General features: G+C 70.3%; 19 protein-coding genes. 9 read left to right on the top strand and 10 right to left on the bottom strand.

The window, feature by feature from the left end:
• Positions 1-17: 17 nt before the first annotated feature.
• Complete coding sequence (locus ACT2CW_RS13100; protein ID WP_445516635.1) at positions 18-899, bottom strand: helix-turn-helix transcriptional regulator; 882 nt, start codon at positions 897-899, stop codon at positions 18-20.
• 90 nt (positions 900-989) lie between these two features.
• Here ACT2CW_RS13100 and ACT2CW_RS13095 point away from each other — a divergent pair, with 90 nt between their 5' ends.
• On the top strand, positions 990-1,688 hold the full coding sequence (locus ACT2CW_RS13095; RefSeq protein WP_414082879.1) for an SDR family NAD(P)-dependent oxidoreductase: 699 nt from the start codon (positions 990-992) through the stop codon (positions 1,686-1,688).
• Positions 1,689-1,748: 60 nt separating this feature from the next.
• Here the strand turns inward: ACT2CW_RS13095 and ACT2CW_RS13090 are convergent, their stop codons facing one another.
• Positions 1,749-2,342, bottom strand: a complete 594-nt coding sequence (locus tag ACT2CW_RS13090; protein WP_445516634.1) for a DUF4291 domain-containing protein — start codon at positions 2,340-2,342, stop codon at positions 1,749-1,751.
• A gap of 170 nt (positions 2,343-2,512) precedes the next feature.
• On the opposite strand from ACT2CW_RS13090, the gene ACT2CW_RS13085 reads away from it, so the two are divergent.
• The 4 genes from ACT2CW_RS13085 to ACT2CW_RS13070 all read left to right on the top strand — a co-directional run bounded on the left by ACT2CW_RS13085 (position 2,513) and on the right by ACT2CW_RS13070 (position 6,809).
• The gene (locus ACT2CW_RS13085; protein ID WP_164428581.1) at positions 2,513-2,926 is read left to right on the top strand and encodes a RidA family protein; all 414 of its coding nucleotides are present in this window, start codon (positions 2,513-2,515) and stop codon (positions 2,924-2,926) included.
• Positions 2,927-3,157: 231 nt separating this feature from the next.
• A complete protein-coding gene (locus ACT2CW_RS13080; RefSeq protein WP_445516633.1) occupies positions 3,158-3,580 on the top strand; it encodes a hypothetical protein in 423 nt (140 codons plus the stop codon).
• Between the two features lie 10 nt (positions 3,581-3,590).
• Positions 3,591-5,984, top strand: a complete 2,394-nt coding sequence (gene fxsT, locus ACT2CW_RS13075) for an FxSxx-COOH system tetratricopeptide repeat protein (RefSeq protein WP_445516632.1) — start codon at positions 3,591-3,593, stop codon at positions 5,982-5,984.
• Between the two features lie 285 nt (positions 5,985-6,269).
• On the top strand, positions 6,270-6,809 hold the full coding sequence (locus ACT2CW_RS13070) for a DUF2231 domain-containing protein (protein ID WP_445516631.1): 540 nt from the start codon (positions 6,270-6,272) through the stop codon (positions 6,807-6,809).
• Between the two features lie 244 nt (positions 6,810-7,053).
• Here ACT2CW_RS13070 and ACT2CW_RS13065 read toward each other — a convergent pair whose 3' ends face one another.
• From ACT2CW_RS13065 to ACT2CW_RS13045, 5 genes are all read right to left on the bottom strand, one after another.
• A complete protein-coding gene (locus ACT2CW_RS13065) occupies positions 7,054-7,680 on the bottom strand; it encodes a hypothetical protein (protein WP_445516630.1) in 627 nt (208 codons plus the stop codon).
• A gap of 131 nt (positions 7,681-7,811) precedes the next feature.
• A complete protein-coding gene (locus ACT2CW_RS13060; RefSeq protein WP_164428587.1) occupies positions 7,812-8,084 on the bottom strand; it encodes a hypothetical protein in 273 nt (90 codons plus the stop codon).
• Positions 8,081-8,434: a DUF6247 family protein gene (locus ACT2CW_RS13055; RefSeq protein WP_164428696.1), complete on the bottom strand. Its 354-nt coding sequence runs from the start codon at positions 8,432-8,434 to the stop codon at positions 8,081-8,083. Before ACT2CW_RS13055 ends, ACT2CW_RS13060 begins: the two co-directional genes overlap by 4 nt.
• 90 nt (positions 8,435-8,524) lie before the next feature.
• Positions 8,525-9,211 (bottom strand): peptide-methionine (S)-S-oxide reductase MsrA, encoded by a 687-nt coding sequence (msrA, locus tag ACT2CW_RS13050; protein ID WP_164428589.1) that lies wholly within the window; start codon positions 9,209-9,211, stop codon positions 8,525-8,527.
• A 114-nt stretch (positions 9,212-9,325) separates the two neighbouring features.
• Positions 9,326-10,432, bottom strand: a complete 1,107-nt coding sequence (locus tag ACT2CW_RS13045) for a hypothetical protein (protein WP_414082872.1) — start codon at positions 10,430-10,432, stop codon at positions 9,326-9,328.
• Positions 10,433-10,552: 120 nt separating this feature from the next.
• On the opposite strand from ACT2CW_RS13045, the gene ACT2CW_RS13040 reads away from it, so the two are divergent.
• Positions 10,553-11,716, top strand: coding sequence for a cystathionine gamma-synthase (locus tag ACT2CW_RS13040; RefSeq protein ID WP_164428593.1), 1,164 nt, complete (start codon positions 10,553-10,555; stop codon positions 11,714-11,716).
• 98 nt (positions 11,717-11,814) lie between these two features.
• Here ACT2CW_RS13040 and ACT2CW_RS13035 read toward each other — a convergent pair whose 3' ends face one another.
• The 3 genes from ACT2CW_RS13035 to ACT2CW_RS13025 form a co-directional block, all read right to left on the bottom strand.
• The gene (locus tag ACT2CW_RS13035; protein WP_086886529.1) at positions 11,815-12,069 is read right to left on the bottom strand and encodes a hypothetical protein; all 255 of its coding nucleotides are present in this window, start codon (positions 12,067-12,069) and stop codon (positions 11,815-11,817) included.
• Positions 12,066-12,707 carry a sigma factor-like helix-turn-helix DNA-binding protein gene (locus tag ACT2CW_RS13030; RefSeq protein WP_445516629.1) on the bottom strand — a complete coding sequence of 214 codons (642 nt, stop codon included), beginning with the start codon at positions 12,705-12,707 and terminating at the stop codon, positions 12,066-12,068. Before ACT2CW_RS13030 ends, ACT2CW_RS13035 begins: the two co-directional genes overlap by 4 nt.
• Before the next feature lie 93 nt (positions 12,708-12,800).
• Positions 12,801-13,301, bottom strand: coding sequence for a MarR family winged helix-turn-helix transcriptional regulator (locus ACT2CW_RS13025; RefSeq protein ID WP_171072617.1), 501 nt, complete (start codon positions 13,299-13,301; stop codon positions 12,801-12,803).
• A gap of 240 nt (positions 13,302-13,541) precedes the next feature.
• Between ACT2CW_RS13025 and ilvA the strand changes: the two genes are divergently transcribed.
• The 3 genes from ilvA (at position 13,542) to ACT2CW_RS13010 (ending at position 16,935) form a co-directional block, all read left to right on the top strand.
• A complete protein-coding gene (gene ilvA / locus ACT2CW_RS13020; RefSeq protein WP_445516628.1) occupies positions 13,542-14,951 on the top strand; it encodes a threonine ammonia-lyase in 1,410 nt (469 codons plus the stop codon).
• A 224-nt stretch (positions 14,952-15,175) separates the two neighbouring features.
• Entirely contained in the window at positions 15,176-16,132 is a 957-nt protein-coding gene (locus tag ACT2CW_RS13015; RefSeq protein WP_445516627.1) for an ATP-binding cassette domain-containing protein, read from the top strand.
• Positions 16,129-16,935, top strand: a complete 807-nt coding sequence (locus tag ACT2CW_RS13010; protein ID WP_445516626.1) for an ABC transporter permease — start codon at positions 16,129-16,131, stop codon at positions 16,933-16,935. The genes ACT2CW_RS13015 and ACT2CW_RS13010 overlap by 4 nt, the downstream gene beginning before the upstream one ends.
• Positions 16,936-16,989 lie beyond the last annotated feature (54 nt).

The raw sequence follows: 16,989 nt of genomic DNA, 5'->3' as shown, positions 1-16,989 counted from the left end.
CCTCCAGGGCAGTGCGGTCAGAAGACGGGCGCGGATGTGCTGTCGGCGTGGGTCGCCGTAAGGTGCCTCAACTTGGCCTCATCCGCGCTGCCGGGCACGGCGGTCAAGATCACGATCTTGAAGTCGGAATCACCGTCGGTCAGGACATCGCAGTCCACGTCGACGGTGCCGGCCTCGGGATGCTCGACCGTCTTGCGGTCCTCGCGGTGTGCGGCCACCGTGCCGCTCGCCCACAGCCGGGCGAATGTCGGGTTGCCCGTGGTGAGCACCTGGATCAGTTCCGCCAGGCGTGCGTCATGGGGGAAGCGGCCGGTGGCGCGGCGGAGGTCGGAGACGATGGCGAGATCCGAGTCGTCGCTGTTCCGCGCGATGACCGGCCACGCGGCGATGCGTACGGGGTCGGAGCCGATCGGGAACCTTTCGCGGGCGAAGTTGCGCAGTGCCGGTGGCGACGCCGACGGGTCGCCGAGAAGCGCCGCCCATCCGGTGTTCCACCAGATCATCTGCCAGTCCGCGGCGAATACGGCGACCGCGACGTCTCCGAGACGGTGCAGTACGCGGTGAACGCCCGGCGGGATGCGATCCGGGATCCGCTCGTCATTCGGAGGGGCCAGCCCGGCCATGCGGTAGAGGTGGTCACGCTCGGCGTCGGTCAGTCGCAGGGCGCGCGCCAGGGACACGACGACCTGGGCCGAAGGTGCCGTGGCCCGGCCCTGCTCCAGGCGCACCACATAGTCGACGGAGACACCGGCGCGTTCGGCGAGCTCCTCACGGCGCAGCCCGGTCGCGCGGCGTGCCCGGCCTGTCGGCAGCCCCACGGCGGAGGGAGACAACCGCTCCCGCCAGGCGCGGATCGTCGCGCCCAGCCCGACTCCCTCGTTCATCGCCATACCGGCCATCCTGCCCCTTCCCGCCCCCATTCTGGTACTGCCGTTCCTACGGTCGAAGCGTCCCTGGTACGGCCTCGGCGCCGCGCGGACGATCGATCCATGACCACTACGTTCATCACCGGAGCCAACAAGGGGCTCGGCCACGAGACCGCCCGCCGTCTCATCGCACTCGGTCACACCGTGATCGTCGGGGCCCGCGACCCGGAGCGGGGCGCGGCGGCCGCCGCCACGCTGGGTGCGCGATTCGTCCGTATCGATGTCACCGACGACGCCTCCGTCACCGCCGCGGCGGCCGACGTCGCCGCGCACGAGGGCGCGATCGACGTCCTGATCAACAACGCCGGGGTGCACGGCCCGCATGGCGATCCCGGCGACCTGACCGGCGCGGACGCTCTGGGCGTCTTCGATGTCAACCTGTTCGGTGTGGTGCGGACGACCACCGCCTTCCTGCCGCTGCTGCGCCGCTCGCCGGACCCGGTCATCATCAACGTCAGCAGCGGGATGGGATCGCTCGCCATCACCCACGACCCGTCCCGGGTCGAATCCTCGGTGGTCGCGCCCCTCTACACCGCCTCGAAGGCGGCCCTCACCATGCTGACCACCCAGTACGCCAAGGGGCTGAAGGACATCCGCGTCAACGCCGCCGATCCCGGCTACACGGCAACCGATCTCAACGGCCGCACCGGCCCTCAGACCGTCACCGAGGGCACCGACGCGATCGTCCGCCTCGCGACCGAAGGGCCCGGCGCCGGATCGGGACGCTTCATCGACCGCAACGGGCCGATCGGCTGGTCCTGACCGGCCGGTCCTGATCGGCCGGTCCATCGGCCGCGGTCGGCTGTTCGGCGAACCGGCCGGTCATCCCCGCAGGTGGGCAAGAAGGTCGTCCGCGGTGGGATAGGGACGCTCCTGGGGCAGCAGTCGGGCCGCGGAGTCCAGGTCACCACCGCTGACGAGGGAGTGGATCTCGCGGGCGAGCGGGGTGACGTCCCGGATGGCGACCGTCCACTCGTCCGCGTAGCGTCGTACGGCCTCACCGGAGAGACCGAGTTGCAGGGAGCGGTACGGCAGGGGCCGTAGGCGCAGGTCGCGCTCGGGGTCCCACTGCACGCGAGCGGGCGCGCGCTTCAACTGACGCTGCCAGGTGGCCTGGTCGGGGTGTACCCCGCGCACGTAGCTCGACAGAACCGCGTGGCGCAGCGCCCACTCGAAGCCGTCACGGCTGATCTCGACGGCCAGGACGGTCTCCTGCCCCGCTTTCGAGCCCCAGCCGCAGCGGTACATCATCCACAGGAACGACGGCTTGATCCACGTCATCCTGTCCCGCTTCCACCGGGCCGGGAAACGGCCCTCGCGGACCGCGGGCAGGCCGATTTCGGGGGAGTACGCCTGGTAGACGGTGATCGTGGATTCCGAATGGACGGCACGGATCCCGCGTCGCGGATCTTCCATGGGGTACAGCGTGGGGTCGGCCGGTTCTGGTGGCCACTGAATTTCGGCGGCCGACCCTGGGCTCACACAGCCACTTGTTCCTCCCGGGGTGTGCCCGGCGGGGTGCCCAGGTTGTGCGGCTCCCCGCGCAACTTTGAGCTCGGACTGCGCCCGTAACGGAGAATGCCTCCATGATCGAAGGCATCCACACCGAGAACGCCCCGTTCGTACGTTTCCCCGACGGCACCGAGCCCCCGTTGTCCCAGGCCATCAGGGCCGGTGAGCTGATCTTCACCTCCGGGCAGGGGCCGCTCGACCCCGTTACGCACGAGATACCGGCCGACTTCGACGCCCAGGTGCGGCAGGTTCTGCTCAACCTCGTCGCGGTCTTCGTCGCAGCTGGTAGCGGCAAGGACCTGATCGTCAAGTGCACCTGCTACCTCAGCGACCGCAGCCACTTCGCCGCCTTCAACCGCGTATACGGGGAGTTCTTCGCGGATTGCTCTCCGCTGCCCGCCCGGACCACGGTGGTCACGCAACTCGTGCGCGATGGCGTGCTCGTCGAGATCGACGGCGTTGCCGCAGTCGCCCCGGCAGGGCGGTAAACGGCCGAGCGCGGCCCCCCGCCGGGGCCACGCCGATGGGGCAGGAGACGCCTGTGTCTACGAGGGTGTAGCTATATGACCCAGGCCGCGTTCACGCCATTGCCCGTGGAGTTGTCGTGCAGTTGGTGGGGCTGTTGTCTCCCCGGATGGCTAGGCTGGATGGCCCACCGCACCGCCGCGTATCGGGGCGCTGGCGGCTCGTGAATCTCCAGGGGGATTGTCGATATGTCCGTGGACGCGATCCAGCTAGCGCAAGAGCTCACGCCGTACGCCACCGCAGCTGTCACCGCCTACGGCGCGGCAGTACTGGCCCGCGTGGAGAGCGATGCCGCCGACGCGACCGTTTCCTTCGGCCAACGCCTCCTGCTCCGCCTCACTGGCCGCGATGCGCCCGATGCTCAGCCGACTGCCGAACAGGACGCCGTCGCGGACAGCGTCTCCGATTTGGCCGGTGCGCCCGATGACGCGGACCTGGTGGCGATGGTGCGCGTCCAGATCCGCCGCCTGATGGTCGCGGATCCGACTCTCGCCGCCGAGATCGCTGGATGGGCCCGCCCGGCCGCAGCCGCCACGGTGACCGTGACCACCTCGGGGGAGAGGTCACCAGCCGTCCACAACAACTACGGCACCATCCACACCGGCGACCAGTCCTGAGCCCCTTCTCATGACCGGAGATATCGCGCAGCCCGGCCTACCGCCCCAGCTCGGCTCAGCCACCTCTGGGAGCCGGTCACCTGCCGTTGGAATCAATTACGGCACCGTCCACACAGGAGACGTGCGTGTCCAAACCCCGGTGGCACTACCACCACCGGTAGACCTGCCCACGCCGCACGGGATGCACAATCTTCCACGGCCCGCCTCGCACCGATTCGTCGGCCGGGAGGACGAAACAGCCAACCTGAAACGCGCCTTGCACCCCAGAAACGCGCGGACCGCCACGCAGGTAGTGACGCAGACCGTCTCCGGTCTGGGCGGAATCGGGAAGTCCTCTCTGGCCCTGCACTACGCCCATGGTCACCGCACCGAGTACACGGCGGTCTGGTGGATCAACGCCGGGATCCCTGAGACCATCACCGCGTCCCTCGCCCAGCTCACCGCCCGGCTCACTCCTGGAATCGATGCCAGCACCATCGCGAGCGACGTCCTGGCTGAATGGGCCCTGGCCTGGCTGGAGACCCATCCCGGGTGGCTTCTGGTCTTCGACAACGCCACCGACCCTCACCATCTCGCCCCCTATCTGGCCAGGCTGACCGGTGGCAGCCACCTCATCACTAGCCGACTGACTCAGGGCTGGGACGCGCTGGCCGACGAGCCGCTGCACCTGGACGTCCTGGCCCTGGAGGCTGCCGCAGGCCTGTTGTGCCACTTGGCAAGTCGAAACGATGCCGCCGAGCACTCGGCCGCCGCGGGCCTGGCCGCTGAACTGGGCTGCTTGCCTCTGGCGCTGGAGCAGGCCGGTACGTACATCCGCCGTACACGTAACACCTTCTCCGGCTATCTGGAACGCTTCCGTGCGCAGACCGCTCGCATGCTTGCCACCCCCGGCAATGGCGACCCTCACAGCACCACCATCGCCCGCACCTGGCGCGTCACCGTCGACACGATCGCGGGCCGCGATCCCTTGGCCGTCCGCCTGCTCCAGATCATGGCCTGGTTCGCTCCGAACGAGATCCCCCGTGATCTGTTGGACGGCCTTGCCAACGACCCTGGCGCGGAAGCCGACGCACTGGCCCTTCTCGCCGACTTCAGCATGATCACGCTCACCGAGACCGCCGCGGCCACACACCGCCTGGTTCAAGCCGTCGCCCGTACCCCCGACCCGGACGACCCCCACCGCACCGAACACGCCATCGCCGAAGCCCGCGCCACCAGCACATCCCTCCTCATGGCCGCCCTCCCCCAGGTTCCGGAGAACAACCCCACGGGATGGCCACGCTGGCGTGACCTGCTCCCCCACATCGAGACCCATCTCACCCATTTCCATACAGACACCACGGACACCGCCCTCATCCTGCACGGCACGTCCCGCTTCCTGCTGAGCCAACGTCAACCTGTCCAAGCCACCGCCTATGCCGAACGTGCCGCCGCTGCCTCAGCCCGCCTCTACGGCGAGGACCACCCCACCACCTTGGCTTGCCGTCACAGCCTCGCCAGGGCCTACCAGATGGCTGAGAACCTCAACCAGGCAATCTCCCTGCACGAACAGACCCTTACCGACAGCGTCCGGACCCTGGGCGAAGACCACCCCCACACCCTGATCTATCGTCACAGCCTCGCAGGGGCACAGCTCAACGCGGGGAATCTGGCTCGTGCCATCCCCCTGTACGAGCAAACCCTCACCGACCACATTCGGGTGCTGGGCGATGACCATCCCAACACCCTGATCTCGCGTTACAGCCTCGCCAGCGCCTACCAGGCGGCCGGGGATCCGGACCGGGCCATCCCCTTGCACCAGCAGACCCTCACCGACCAGATCCGGATCCTGGGCGAAGACCACCCCCAGACCCTGAACTCCCGCAACACACTCGCCTACTCCTTTGAGTTGAAAGGAGACCTGGTCCGGGCCGTCCGTCTGTTCAAGCAGACCCTCGACGGCCGGATCCGGATCCTGGGCAAAGACCACCCAGACACCCTGACCTCCCGCAACAACCTCGCGGGGATCTACCTGGCGGCGGGGAATCTGGGCCGGGCCATCCCTCTGTACGAGCAGACCCTCACCGACCACATTCGGGTGCTGGGCGAAGACCACCCCCAGACCCTGACTTCCCGTAACAACCTCGCGGGGGCCTATGAAGCGGCGGGGGACCCGGACCGGGCCATCCCCCTGCACAAGCGGACCCTCACCGACCGGGTGCGGATCCTGGGCGAAGACCACCCCGACACCCTGGCCTCCCGCAACAACCTTGCCCACGCTTACAAAGGAGCAGGGGACCTGAACCGCGCCATCCCGCTGTACGAGCAGACCCTCACCGCATGCGTCCGGGTCCTGGGCGAGGACCATCCCACGACGCGTACCGTGCGGGACAACCTGCGGCAGGCGCGCTCCGACTCCGCCTGACAACAGCGCCGCACGACCCCGGAGCCGTCCGCACCCGAAGCGGCACGCAGCCGCACACCTGCCGTCTCCACGCCGACGAGCGTCAGCGCTTCGCCCAGCTCGGTCAACGTGAAGCGGCAGTTCGAGCTGGGCGGCGCCTTCGGGCCCGGTGCGGGCCTCGGGAAGACGGCGGGTTCAGAGGAAGCTCAGAACTTCCTGTGACAGTCTGGCGCGCCTCACAGGCCGACACACGGAGCGCCCGTGCACGCGCCGACTTCTCGTGGTCACTTTCTGGAGGAACAACTGATGAGCATTACCGTTGTCAACGGCCTTCCCGCACACGTCCTGGTCGTGCACTTCGTCGTCGTGCTTGTCCCCCTGAGTGCCCTGGCGGTCGTGGTCGGCGCGATATGGCCGAGTGCCGCCCGGCGGATGGGGGTGGCGCTTCCACTTCTGGCCCTCGTGACGCTGGCGAGTGTGCCCGTGGCCACGAACGCCGGCGAGTGGCTGGAGGAGCACGTCGACAGCAATGCCCTGGTGCGCGAGCACGCCGAACTCGGCGACGGGTTGCTTCCCTGGGCGGCGGGCCTGTTCGTGCTGGCGACGGCGGTCTGGTGGACGGCCCGCAGGTCGGCGTCGGCGGAGGAGGCCCCCGGGGAGCGGACCCGGGTGGCCACGCCCCGGTCCGCTCTGATCGTCCGTGCGGCGGCAGTGGTGCTCTCCGTCGTGGTGGCCGCGGGCGCCGTGGTGGACGTGTACCGGATCGGCGACTCCGGAGCGAAGGCCGCCTGGCACGACGGCTTCTCCAAGACCGCCGATGGCGGCGGACATGGCGACAACGACTGACATCCGCGGCCCGGTTGCCAGTGGATGACGGACCGGAGCCGCCGCCGAAGCGACCCGGACCCGATACAGGGCATGCCTCCCGCGCCGGCCGTCGCCCTCGCTGTGGAGCGATGTGTCGCCCTGGCTTGAGGCGTTCTACTTGTCCGTGGCTTCGGGGGCGGGTGCCACGCCTGTCGGGCAAGAAAGCCCCATACCCCATTGCCGCCGAGTCGGTCGTGCCGAGTGCCCCGTAGTACAGCGCAGGTCAGTCGAAGTAGGTGACCAGCCGAACCCCTTGTGGGCCGAAGCGTCCTGCCAGGGCCTTCATCACGGCGAAGACGTGCTCCCAGCCACTGCCGGGCCCGAGGGCCTGCCCGCGCGTGACACGGTGGAAGCCCAACGTCGCTGATCCCGATGTCCAGGTTCCGTGGCGAGCTGTCGCGGGGGAGCTGCCGACCGGTGGTTCCCCGAAGCGGTTGATGATCTCGATCGGCCAGGTGTCCGTCACCCAGTACTCCCAGGCCGCTGCCGACGTCTCGGGCTCCTGGACTCGTAGGAGCCCGCTGGATCCTCGTGGAGCGGCGCTCATGTTGACGGCCTCCAGCTCCTGCCAGGTGACCCAGGTGGCACCGTGGAGGGCATCGTGGGGAGCCCACTTCTCACAGTCACCGCGGACCTGGGCTGAGGCGTCCTCCGGCAGCCCGCGACCGGCGGCCACCGGCTCCCAGCCGGCGTAGTTCCGGACGCCGAAGAGGCATCCGAAGGCCGTGTAGTCGTTACCGGAGTACAGCGGGGACAGGTCCATGGCGTACAGCCACGGCTCGTCGTCGTACCAGTCGTGATCGGCACACGGATGGCGGGTCTCGATGCAGCCGTAGATGTCCGTGCTCACGTTCGGAAGGGTAGAAATCTCCGGAACGTACGGCCGGCGCTTTTACGGGCGGTCGGTTCGGGTGAGGGTGAGGCGGGCTACTTCTCGGTGAGCATTCCGCTCCTCAACCGGTTCGGCAGCGGGTGTCCGACTTAGATGTGTGGGAAGGGTGGGATGATGCGGACGATCACGATGAGTTGGTCTCGCGGTGCCACTAGGAAGTGGAACCAGCCGTCGGCCGCGTCCATGCGGCGCATGCCTCCCGGTCGGGGGCCATTGCCGAAATCGCTGACGTCGACTCCCATCCCTGCCAAGTCGACCAGTTGCTCCGCGAGACGCTCGACTTCGGCCACCACGTGAGCGGGGATGCCGCCTGCGACGTGGGCGTGATCGGGATCGTATTCCCAGCGCCAGTCGGCGCTCACCGCGGCGGGAGGCCGAGCGCGGCGTATGCGTCGTCCAGGATCTTGCCGAGAGCGGATGCGGCGCGGCGGGCCTGCGTCGCGTCACCGACCTCGGCGGTGTCCTCCCAGCGACGGAATTCTTTCGCGACATTCGGCTGCCGCTGGATGTGGATGTAGACGGCCCACTGGGCGATGAACCGCTGGAGGGGGGCGAGATCGGAAGCCTGGCGGGACTGATCGGCAGCCTGATCCAGCTCCCGTGTGAAGGCGGGCAGGGCGGCGGGCACGATCTGCGCGACGGCCTGGCGGAGGGCCGTGACGGTGGCAGGCGGCTGAGGGATGAGTGGCTGCCCGGCGCTGGAGGTGGTCATTGCTGCTCCCATGGGCGTGATTCTGATCCCTGGGAGCAGCGTATCGAGTCCAAGCTCGATCACATCGCCCGAATGAGTGAGGCGGAGGCCTCAGCTTCCAGCGGGGGCGATGCCCGTAGGGCAGGAGCCGCCGCCGGAGGGGTCACTTAGCTTGACGCCCGTGCCGCCGATGCCGCAGTAGCCGGCGGGGTTTTTGTCCAGGTACTGCTGGTGGTAGGGCTCGGCCGGGTAGAAGGGGCCCGCGGGGAGGATTTCGGTGGTGATCTCGCCGTAGCCGGAGCCCGTCAGGACGGACTGGTAGGCGGCGCGGGAGGACTCCGCCTCGGACTGCTGCTCGGGGGAGTGGGCGTAGATCGCCGAGCGGTACTGGGTGCCGACGTCGTTGCCCTGGCGGAAGCCCTGGGTGGGGTCGTGGGACTCCCAGAAGACCTTCAGGAGGGCGGCGTAGGAGGTGATCTTCGGGTCGAAGACGACGCGGACGGCCTCGGTGTGGCCGGTGAGGCCGCTACAGACCTCCTCGTAGGTGGGGTTCTCGGTGTGGCCGCCCTGGTAGCCGACGAGCGTCGTCCACACGCCCGGGGCCTGCCAGAACTTCCGCTCCGCGCCCCAGAAGCAGCCCAGGCCGAAGTCGGCGACGACCAGGCCCTCCGGGTACGGGCCGGTCAGGGGGTTGCCGAGGACCGTGTGGCGGTCGGGCACGGGGAAGCCCGGTTCGGGGCGGCCCTTCAGCGCCTCCTCGGCGGTGGGGAGGTGGTTCCTGTGGCGGCTGAACAGCATCTTCGGGCTCCTCGCGGGACGGGTACGGCGGCTGCCACGTTCGCGCGGCGTGCTTTTAATCCAACGGGTATGGGGGTGCGGGAATTCCGGGGCCCCGATGGGCCCATCTCAGCGTCACCGGGGCAGGCTCGCCGGGGTGCCGCCGCCGCCCTCCCAGCCCGCCACCGCCAGCGCCCGGTAGACCGTGTACTCGGCCGCCGGGTCCGCCCCGTACGACCACGGGACCGCGCCCACGTGGCCGTCCACATGGCGCAGCTGCTCCAGGGCCTCCGCGTACCGCTCCGCGCGGACCAGGAAGAAGACCAGCAGGTGGCGGACGTGCGGCAGCACCGGGTGGTCGGCAGGGGCCTGGCGGACGGCGTAGAGGGCGCCCTCCATCGCCTTCGTGATCACCTCGCTGCGGTAGAGGGTGCGCACGAGGTTGGCCTCCGGCAGGTGCTCGAAGACGCCGAAGAGGGGGAGGGCGGGCAGCAGGCTCTTCGCGGGGGCGGAGGCGGCGGCCGCGTGGGTGAAGGCGTCGGCGCGGTCCTGGGAGCCGTGCCACTTCTCGCACCAGTAGTGGAGGGCGGCCAGATGGGCGCCCATGTGGTGTGGGGCGAGCTTGGTGACCTTGGTCCACAGCTCCTCGAAGTCGGCCTGCCGGTAGGCCAGACCGCGGGCCACGCCGAGCTCGATGATGTGCGGCACCGGGTCCTCCGGGGCCAGCCGGGCCGCCTCGTGGCAGACGTCCCGGGCCTCCTCCAGGATCATCCGGAAGTCCTGCGAGGACGGGTCGAGCAGCGCCTGGCGGACCAGGAACTCCGCGTGCACCGCCGCCGCGCCCGGGTCTTCGGGGGCCGCCACCCGCCAGGTGCGCAGCCACATCCCGCCCTGGCCGGGGGCCTGGGCGAGCTCGAAGGCCGCCGCTCCGGCCAGCGTCTGCACCCGCTGCCAGCGCAGCTCCGAGCCGGCCTCGGTGAGGGCGAGCAGCCGGGCGGCCGGCTGCCAGTCCTGCCGGGCCTGGACCTCCTCGAGCGCGTCGATCAGCTGCCGGTCCGGGCCGGGCAGCCGTACGTCCAGCCGCTCGCGCGGGACGAAGCCGTACTCCTGCGGGTCCGAGGCGCGCATCGCACCCTGCACGGCCCCGCGGCCTCCGCGGCCCCCGCGCATCCGCCGCAACGCCGGTACGACGATCAGCCCGCCGATCATGACGATGGCGATGAGGAAGATCAGAAGCTCCATGAGGTGTCCCCGTGTGAAGGCCCGTAACGGCTCGTGGTGCGGAACGGCTTGTGGTCCAGCCTATGCGCCCCGGCGGTCGTTGAATCCAGCACGGGCGCGTCGGGCGTTACGCTCGGCCCCATGAGTCACCAGCACCCCCAGGGGCATCCTCAGAGTTTCGAGACGCTCGCCATCCACGCGGGCCAGGAGGCGGACTCCCTCACCGGCGCCGTCGTCCCCCCGATCTACCAGGTCTCCACCTACAAGCAGGACGGCGTGGGGGGTCTGCGCGGCGGCTATGAGTACAGCCGTTCCGCCAACCCCACCCGCACCGCGCTCGAGGAGAACCTGGCGGCGCTGGAGGGCGGCCGCCGCGGCCTGGCCTTCGCCTCGGGTCTCGCCGCCGAGGACTGCCTGCTGCGCACGCTCCTGGTGCCGGGCGACCACGTCGTGATCCCGAACGACGCGTACGGCGGTACGTTCCGCCTGTTCGCGAAGGTCGTGGAGCGCTGGGGCGTGGAGTGGTCGGTGGCCGACAGCTCCGACCCGGCGGCGGTACGGGCCGCGCTCCGCCCCCGTACGAAGGTGATCTGGGTCGAGACGCCCAGCAACCCGCTGCTCGGCATCACCGACATCGCCGCCGTCGCCGACGTCGCCCGCGAAGCGGGGGCCCGGCTGGTGGTGGACAACACCTTCGCCAGCCCCTACCTCCAGCAGCCGCTCGCGCTCGGCGCGGACGTCGTGGTGCACTCCACCACCAAGTACATGGGCGGGCACTCGGACGTCGTCGGCGGTGCGCTGATCGTCTCCGACCCCGGTCTCGGCGACGAACTCGCCTTCCACCAGAACGCGATGGGTGCCATCGCCGGGCCCTTCGACTCCTGGCTGGTGATGCGCGGCATCAAGACCCTCGCCGTCCGGATGGACCGGCACAGCGCGAACGCCACGCGGATCGCGGAGATGCTCACCGCGCACCCCAAGGTGACCCAGGTCTACTACCCGGGGCTGCCGGAGCACGTGGGGCACGAGATCGCGGCCAAGCAGATGCGGGCCTTCGGCGGCATGGTGTCGTTCCGGGTCGCGGGCGGCGAGGAGGCGGCGGTCGAGGTGTGCGACCGGGCGCGGCTGTTCACGCTGGGGGAGTCCCTCGGCGGCGTCGAGTCGCTGATCGAGCACCCGGGGCGGATGACGCACGCCTCGGCGGCGGGCTCGGCGCTCGAGGTGCCGGCCGATCTCGTACGGCTGTCGGTCGGTATCGAGTCGATCGACGATCTGCTGATGGATCTGGGCCAGGCTCTGGGCTGACGCCTGGACTACGGGATTTTGAGGGTGGTCACCCGCTCGAGCGATCACCTCTCCTCGAGCGATCACCTCTCCTCGAGGGGTCACCACCCCTCGAGGGGTCACCACCCCTCGAGGGGAGGGGTGGTGTCGGTGGGCGGCGGCGCGGCCCACGGTTCGACGATCGCCGCCCAGACGCCGAACGCGACGACCGCGGCGAGCAGCAGCAACCAGCCGATGGTGCGGACCACTTGGTGGCGGTGGAGCATCCGCCGCCCCCGTTCGGCGGCCCGGCCCGCCAGATCCGGCGGCAGCGCGGGGTGCGGGCCCTCCAGCATCCGGCGGACCTCGGTCTCCTTGCGGTCGGGAAAGCTCATGGGCCCGCTCCCGTTCCGGCTCCGGCTCCTGCCTCGGCTTCCGCCCCCGTCGCCTCGGCGGCCGACCGGCTGCCGCCGGACGGGGGCGTTCCGCCGGAGGGCGACGCTCCGGCGGAGGATGACGTTCCGCCGGAGGGCGGCGCTTCGGTGGAAGACGACGTTCCGGCGGACGGGCGCGTTCCAGTCGTGCCGCGCCGGGCCGCCGCGCTGCGCATCGCCGTGACCGCGCGGGTGCAGATCGCCCGGACCCGCTCGACCGGGAGCCCGAGCGCCGCCGCCGTCTGCTCCTCCGCGACCCCCTCGTACAGCCGCAGCACCAGCACCAGCCGCTCCTGCGGGGTGAGCCGGGCCAGGGTGCCGCCGCGCGGGCGGCGGTAGCGGTGGCCCCGGTGGGCGAAGAGGGCGGCCAGCGTCCGGCGGGTGTGGTCGTACGGATCCTCGCCGCGCAGCCGGTCCCAGCGGGCGTACGTGCGCGCGAGCGCGGCGGTCAGCAGACGCTCGGCGGCTTCGGTGTCCCCCGTCGGCTCCCCCGTGAGCAGCGTGGCCGCATGCAGCAGTCGGCCACCCGCGCCCGCGACGAATGCCTCGAACTCCCGGGCCCGGCGGCCATCCCGTGCTGCCCGCCGCTCTCGCACCACGCCCTCCGCCTCCCGTTCCTTTTAGGACACGGCAGGCACAGGCACCTGGTCAAGATGTCTGCGCCGGGGTCAGGTGGCGGGCGTCGTCTGGAGTCAGGTGGCGGGCGTCGCCTGGGGCACCGTGGTGTGCGCGGCGGAGAGGGCGACGTTGAAGCGGGTCAGGAGGTCGCAGAAGAGATCGCGCTCCTCCGCCGTCCAGTCCCCGGTCACGCGGGACATCAGATCGCGCCGTGACGAACGCACTTCCTCCAGGCGGGCCTTGCCGCGCGGGGAGAGTTGCAGCACGACCGCCCGGCCGTCCTCGGGGTGCGAGGTGCGCTTGACCATGCCGGAGTCGACCAGCGGGGCGACCTGGCGGGTCACGGTGGAGGAGTCGATGCCCATGCTCCCCGCGAGCGCCTTGACCCCCATCGGGCCTTCCTGGTCGAGCCGGTTGAGCAGCAGATACGCGGCTCGGTCCATGGAATTGCGGGCCTGGCCGACGCCGCCGAGCCGGGTCTGTTCCGCACGGCGGGCGAAGACGGCGACCTGATGCTGGAGCGCGTCCAGTACGCCGGTGTCGAGTTGAGTCGTCATGTCCGATTGGGTGGGCATGGCCTAGGGCTCACTTCATGCGGTGGTCTGTGGGATGTGGCACAGAGTACGCGGCCGGGGGCCCGCCCGTACGGGGGCTGCAAAAACCTGACGGCCTCCGAGCCACAACCTGCCGTTCTGGGCCGTTCCCCGGCGCCGTGGCCCGTCGGCGGCCCCTCGTCCGGCGCCGGTCCAGGGCCGGCCCTGCCGCCGGCTCGGCCCGCCGGGGTCTGTCGGGGGTGAGCTGCGAGACTGGGGACCATGGCTGCACGACACGGCGACGAGGACGGGCCCGGCTCCGGGTCCGGCCCGGCCTCGCACCTCACCCCTCCCGCCTCTCTCGCCCCTGCGTCCGCCCCCGCGACCGGGTCTCCGTCCGCGTCTCCGTCCGGGGCTCCGTCCGGGCCCGAGGGATCCGTATCCGGACGTTCCGCCTCCGAGGGGGCCGGGTCCGGGACCGGGTCCGGGGCGAGGATCACCCTCGACGACATCCGCGGCGCGCAGAAGTCGCTCTCGGGAGTCTCCCGGCTCACCGCGCTGGAGGGCAGCCGCTATCTGTCCGGTCTGGTCGGCGCGCCGGTCCACTTCAAGTGCGAGAACCTCCAGCGCACCGGGTCGTTCAAGCTGCGCGGCGGCTATGTGCGGATCGCGGGGCTCAGCCCCGAGGAGCGGGCGGCCGGGGTGGTTGCGGCGAGCGCCGGGAACCATGCACAGGGCGTCGCCCTCGCGGCCTCGCTGCTGGGGGTGCGCTCGACGGTCTTCATGCCCGAGGGCGCACCGCTGCCGAAGATCGCCGCCACCCGGGACTACGGCGCCGAGGTGCGGCTGTACGGGCAGATCGTGGACGAGACGATGCGGGCGGCGAAGGAGTACGCCGAGCGCACGGGCGCGGTCTTCATCCACCCCTTCGACCACCCGGACATCATCGCCGGGCAGGGCACGGTCGGGCTGGAGATCCTGGAGCAGTGTCCCGAGGTGCGCACCGTGGTGGTGGGCATCGGCGGGGGCGGGCTGGCCGCCGGGATCGCGGTGGCGGTGAAGGCGCTGCGGCCGGACGTACGGGTGGTGGGGGTGCAGGCGGAGGGCGCCGCGGCGTATCCGCCGTCGCTGGCGGCCGGGCGGCCGGTGACGATCGACGCGCCCGTGACGATGGCGGACGGCATCAAGGTGGGGCGGCCGGGCGATGTGCCGTTCCAGATCATCGAGAACCTGGTCGACGAGGTCCGTACGGTCACCGAGGACGAGCTGTCCAGCGCGCTGCTGCTCTGCCTGGAGCGGGCGAAGCTGGTGGTGGAGCCCGCGGGCGCGAGCCCGGTGGCCGCGCTGCTGTCGGCGCCGGAGTCCTTCGAGGGGCCGGTGGTCGCGGTGCTCTCGGGCGGCAATGTCGATCCGCTGCTGATGCAGCGCATCCTGCGGCACGGCATGGCCGCTGCGGGGCGCTATCTGTCGCTGCGGCTGCGGCTCACCGACCGGCCGGGGGCGCTGGCCACGCTGCTGGGGGTGCTGTCGACCGTGGACGCCAATGTGCTCGACGTCAGCCATGTACGCACCAACCCGCGGCTCGGGCTGAGCGAGGCCGAGGTGGAGCTGCACCTGGAGACGAAGGGGCCGGGCCACTGCGAGGACGTCCGGGAGGCGCTGCGCGGCGCCGGGTACACGGTGATGGCCTGACGACGGTAACGGGTCCGAGCCGGAGCCCGGGAACGGGGCTTCTCTCGCGGGGGTAGGGGCCCCGCGGCTCGCAGCTCGCTTTCTTCATTTTGTTCGCCTCGCGTATGTCGCGATGTATCGCGTCTCGGTTACGATTGCCGTCCAGTTGCTGCCGAGCGCTGCCCATATGGGCGGACTTATGCCTTGATTGAGTGTGGAACTGACCCAACCCCGGGAGTGCCAACATGCCAGGCGCTATTCACGCCGAGGGTCTGGTGAAGACCTTCGGTGACGTAAAGGCTCTGGACGGCGTCGATCTCGACGTGCCGGAAGGAACCGTGCTCGGACTGCTCGGCCCCAATGGCGCCGGCAAGACCACCGCGGTGCGCGTGCTCACCACGCTGCTGCGCCCGGACAGCGGAACGGCGGTGGTCGCGGGGGTGGACGTGCTCAAGAACCCCAACGAGGTCCGTCGCTCCATCGGGTTGTCCGGCCAGTTCGCCGCCGTGGACGAGTATCTGACCGGCCGTGAGAACCTCCAAATGGTCGGCCAGCTCTACCAGATGGGAGCGCGGGCGGCCAAGGCCCGCGCGAGTGAGCTGCTGAAGCGGTTCAGCCTCGCGGATGCGGCCGACCGCACCGCCAAGACGTACTCCGGCGGGATGCGCCGACGGCTGGACCTCGCCGCGGCCCTGGTGGTCAGCCCGCCCGTGATGTTCATGGACGAGCCCACCACCGGTCTGGACCCGCGCAACAGACAGGCGCTGTGGGAGGTCATCCAGGAGCTGGTGGCCGGCGGTACGACGCTGCTGCTGACCACGCAGTATCTGGAAGAGGCGGACCATCTGGCGCATGACATCTGTGTGATCGACCGCGGCCGGGTCATCGCCCGCGGCACCTCCGACCAGCTCAAGGCCCGTACGGGCGGTGAGCGCGTGGAGGTCGTGGTGCATGAGCGCGAGGACATCGCGGCCGCCGAGGAAGTGCTGCGGGTCCTGGGCAAGGGCGAGACGACCGTGCAGGAGCACACCCGTAAGGTCACCGTCCCGGTCGTGGGCGGCGCCAAGCTGCTCGCCGAGGTCATCCGCGAACTGGACACCCGCGGTGTCGAGATCGACGACATCGGGCTGCGCCGCCCGACCCTGGACGACGTATTCATCTCGCTCACCGGCCATGGCGCCGGGAAGGGGGAGGCGAAATGAGCACGATGAGCGATTCCCTGGTCATCGCCCGACGGAATCTGATCCGGATGACCAGAATTCCCGAAATGGTCCTCTTTGGGCTGGTTCAGCCAGTGATGTTCGTGATCCTCTTCACGTACGTCTTCGGCGGCTCGATGAAGATCGGCAACAGCACCGACCCGGACGTCTACAAGAACTTCCTGATGGCCGGGATCTTCGCGCAGACCGTGACCTTCGCCACCGCGGGCGCGGGTGCGGGGATCGCGGAGGACATGCACAAGGGGCTGATCGACCGGTTCCGCTCGCTGCCGATGGCCCGGGGCGCGGTGCTCACCGGCCGGACCTTCGCCGACCTGGTGCAGACGACGCTCACCCTGGTGGTGCTGGCCGTCGTCGCGCTCATCGTGGGCTGGCGCCCCGGCTTCGTGGACTCGACCAACATCGGGCAGATCCTGGGCGGCTTCGGTCTGCTGCTCCTCCTGGGATACGCCTTCACCTGGATCGGGGCGCTGATCGGGCTGTCCGTCCGCACCCCGGAGGCGGCGACCTCCGGCGGTCTGATCTGGCTGTTCCCGGTGACGTTCATCTCGAACGCCTTCGTGGACTCCAGCCAGATGACCCCGTGGCTGCGGCATATCGCCGAATGGAACCCGTTCAGCGCCACCGTGCAGGCGTGCCGTCAGCTCTTCGGTGACCCCGGTCTGTCCCGGTCCGGCGCCTGGCCGATGCAGCATCCGGTCTGGGCCTCGCTGATCTACTCGGCCCTGATCATCGTGGTCTTCCGGACGCTGGCGGTGCGCAAGTACCGCTCGGCTACCGCCTGACCGGTTCTTCCGCGAGTACGGGACCAGGGGGCTGGGGCCCGGGGGCGCGGGGGA

Source organism: Streptomyces sp. NEAU-174, assembly GCF_052665095.1.
This window is presented reverse-complemented; position numbering and strand designations above follow the sequence as displayed.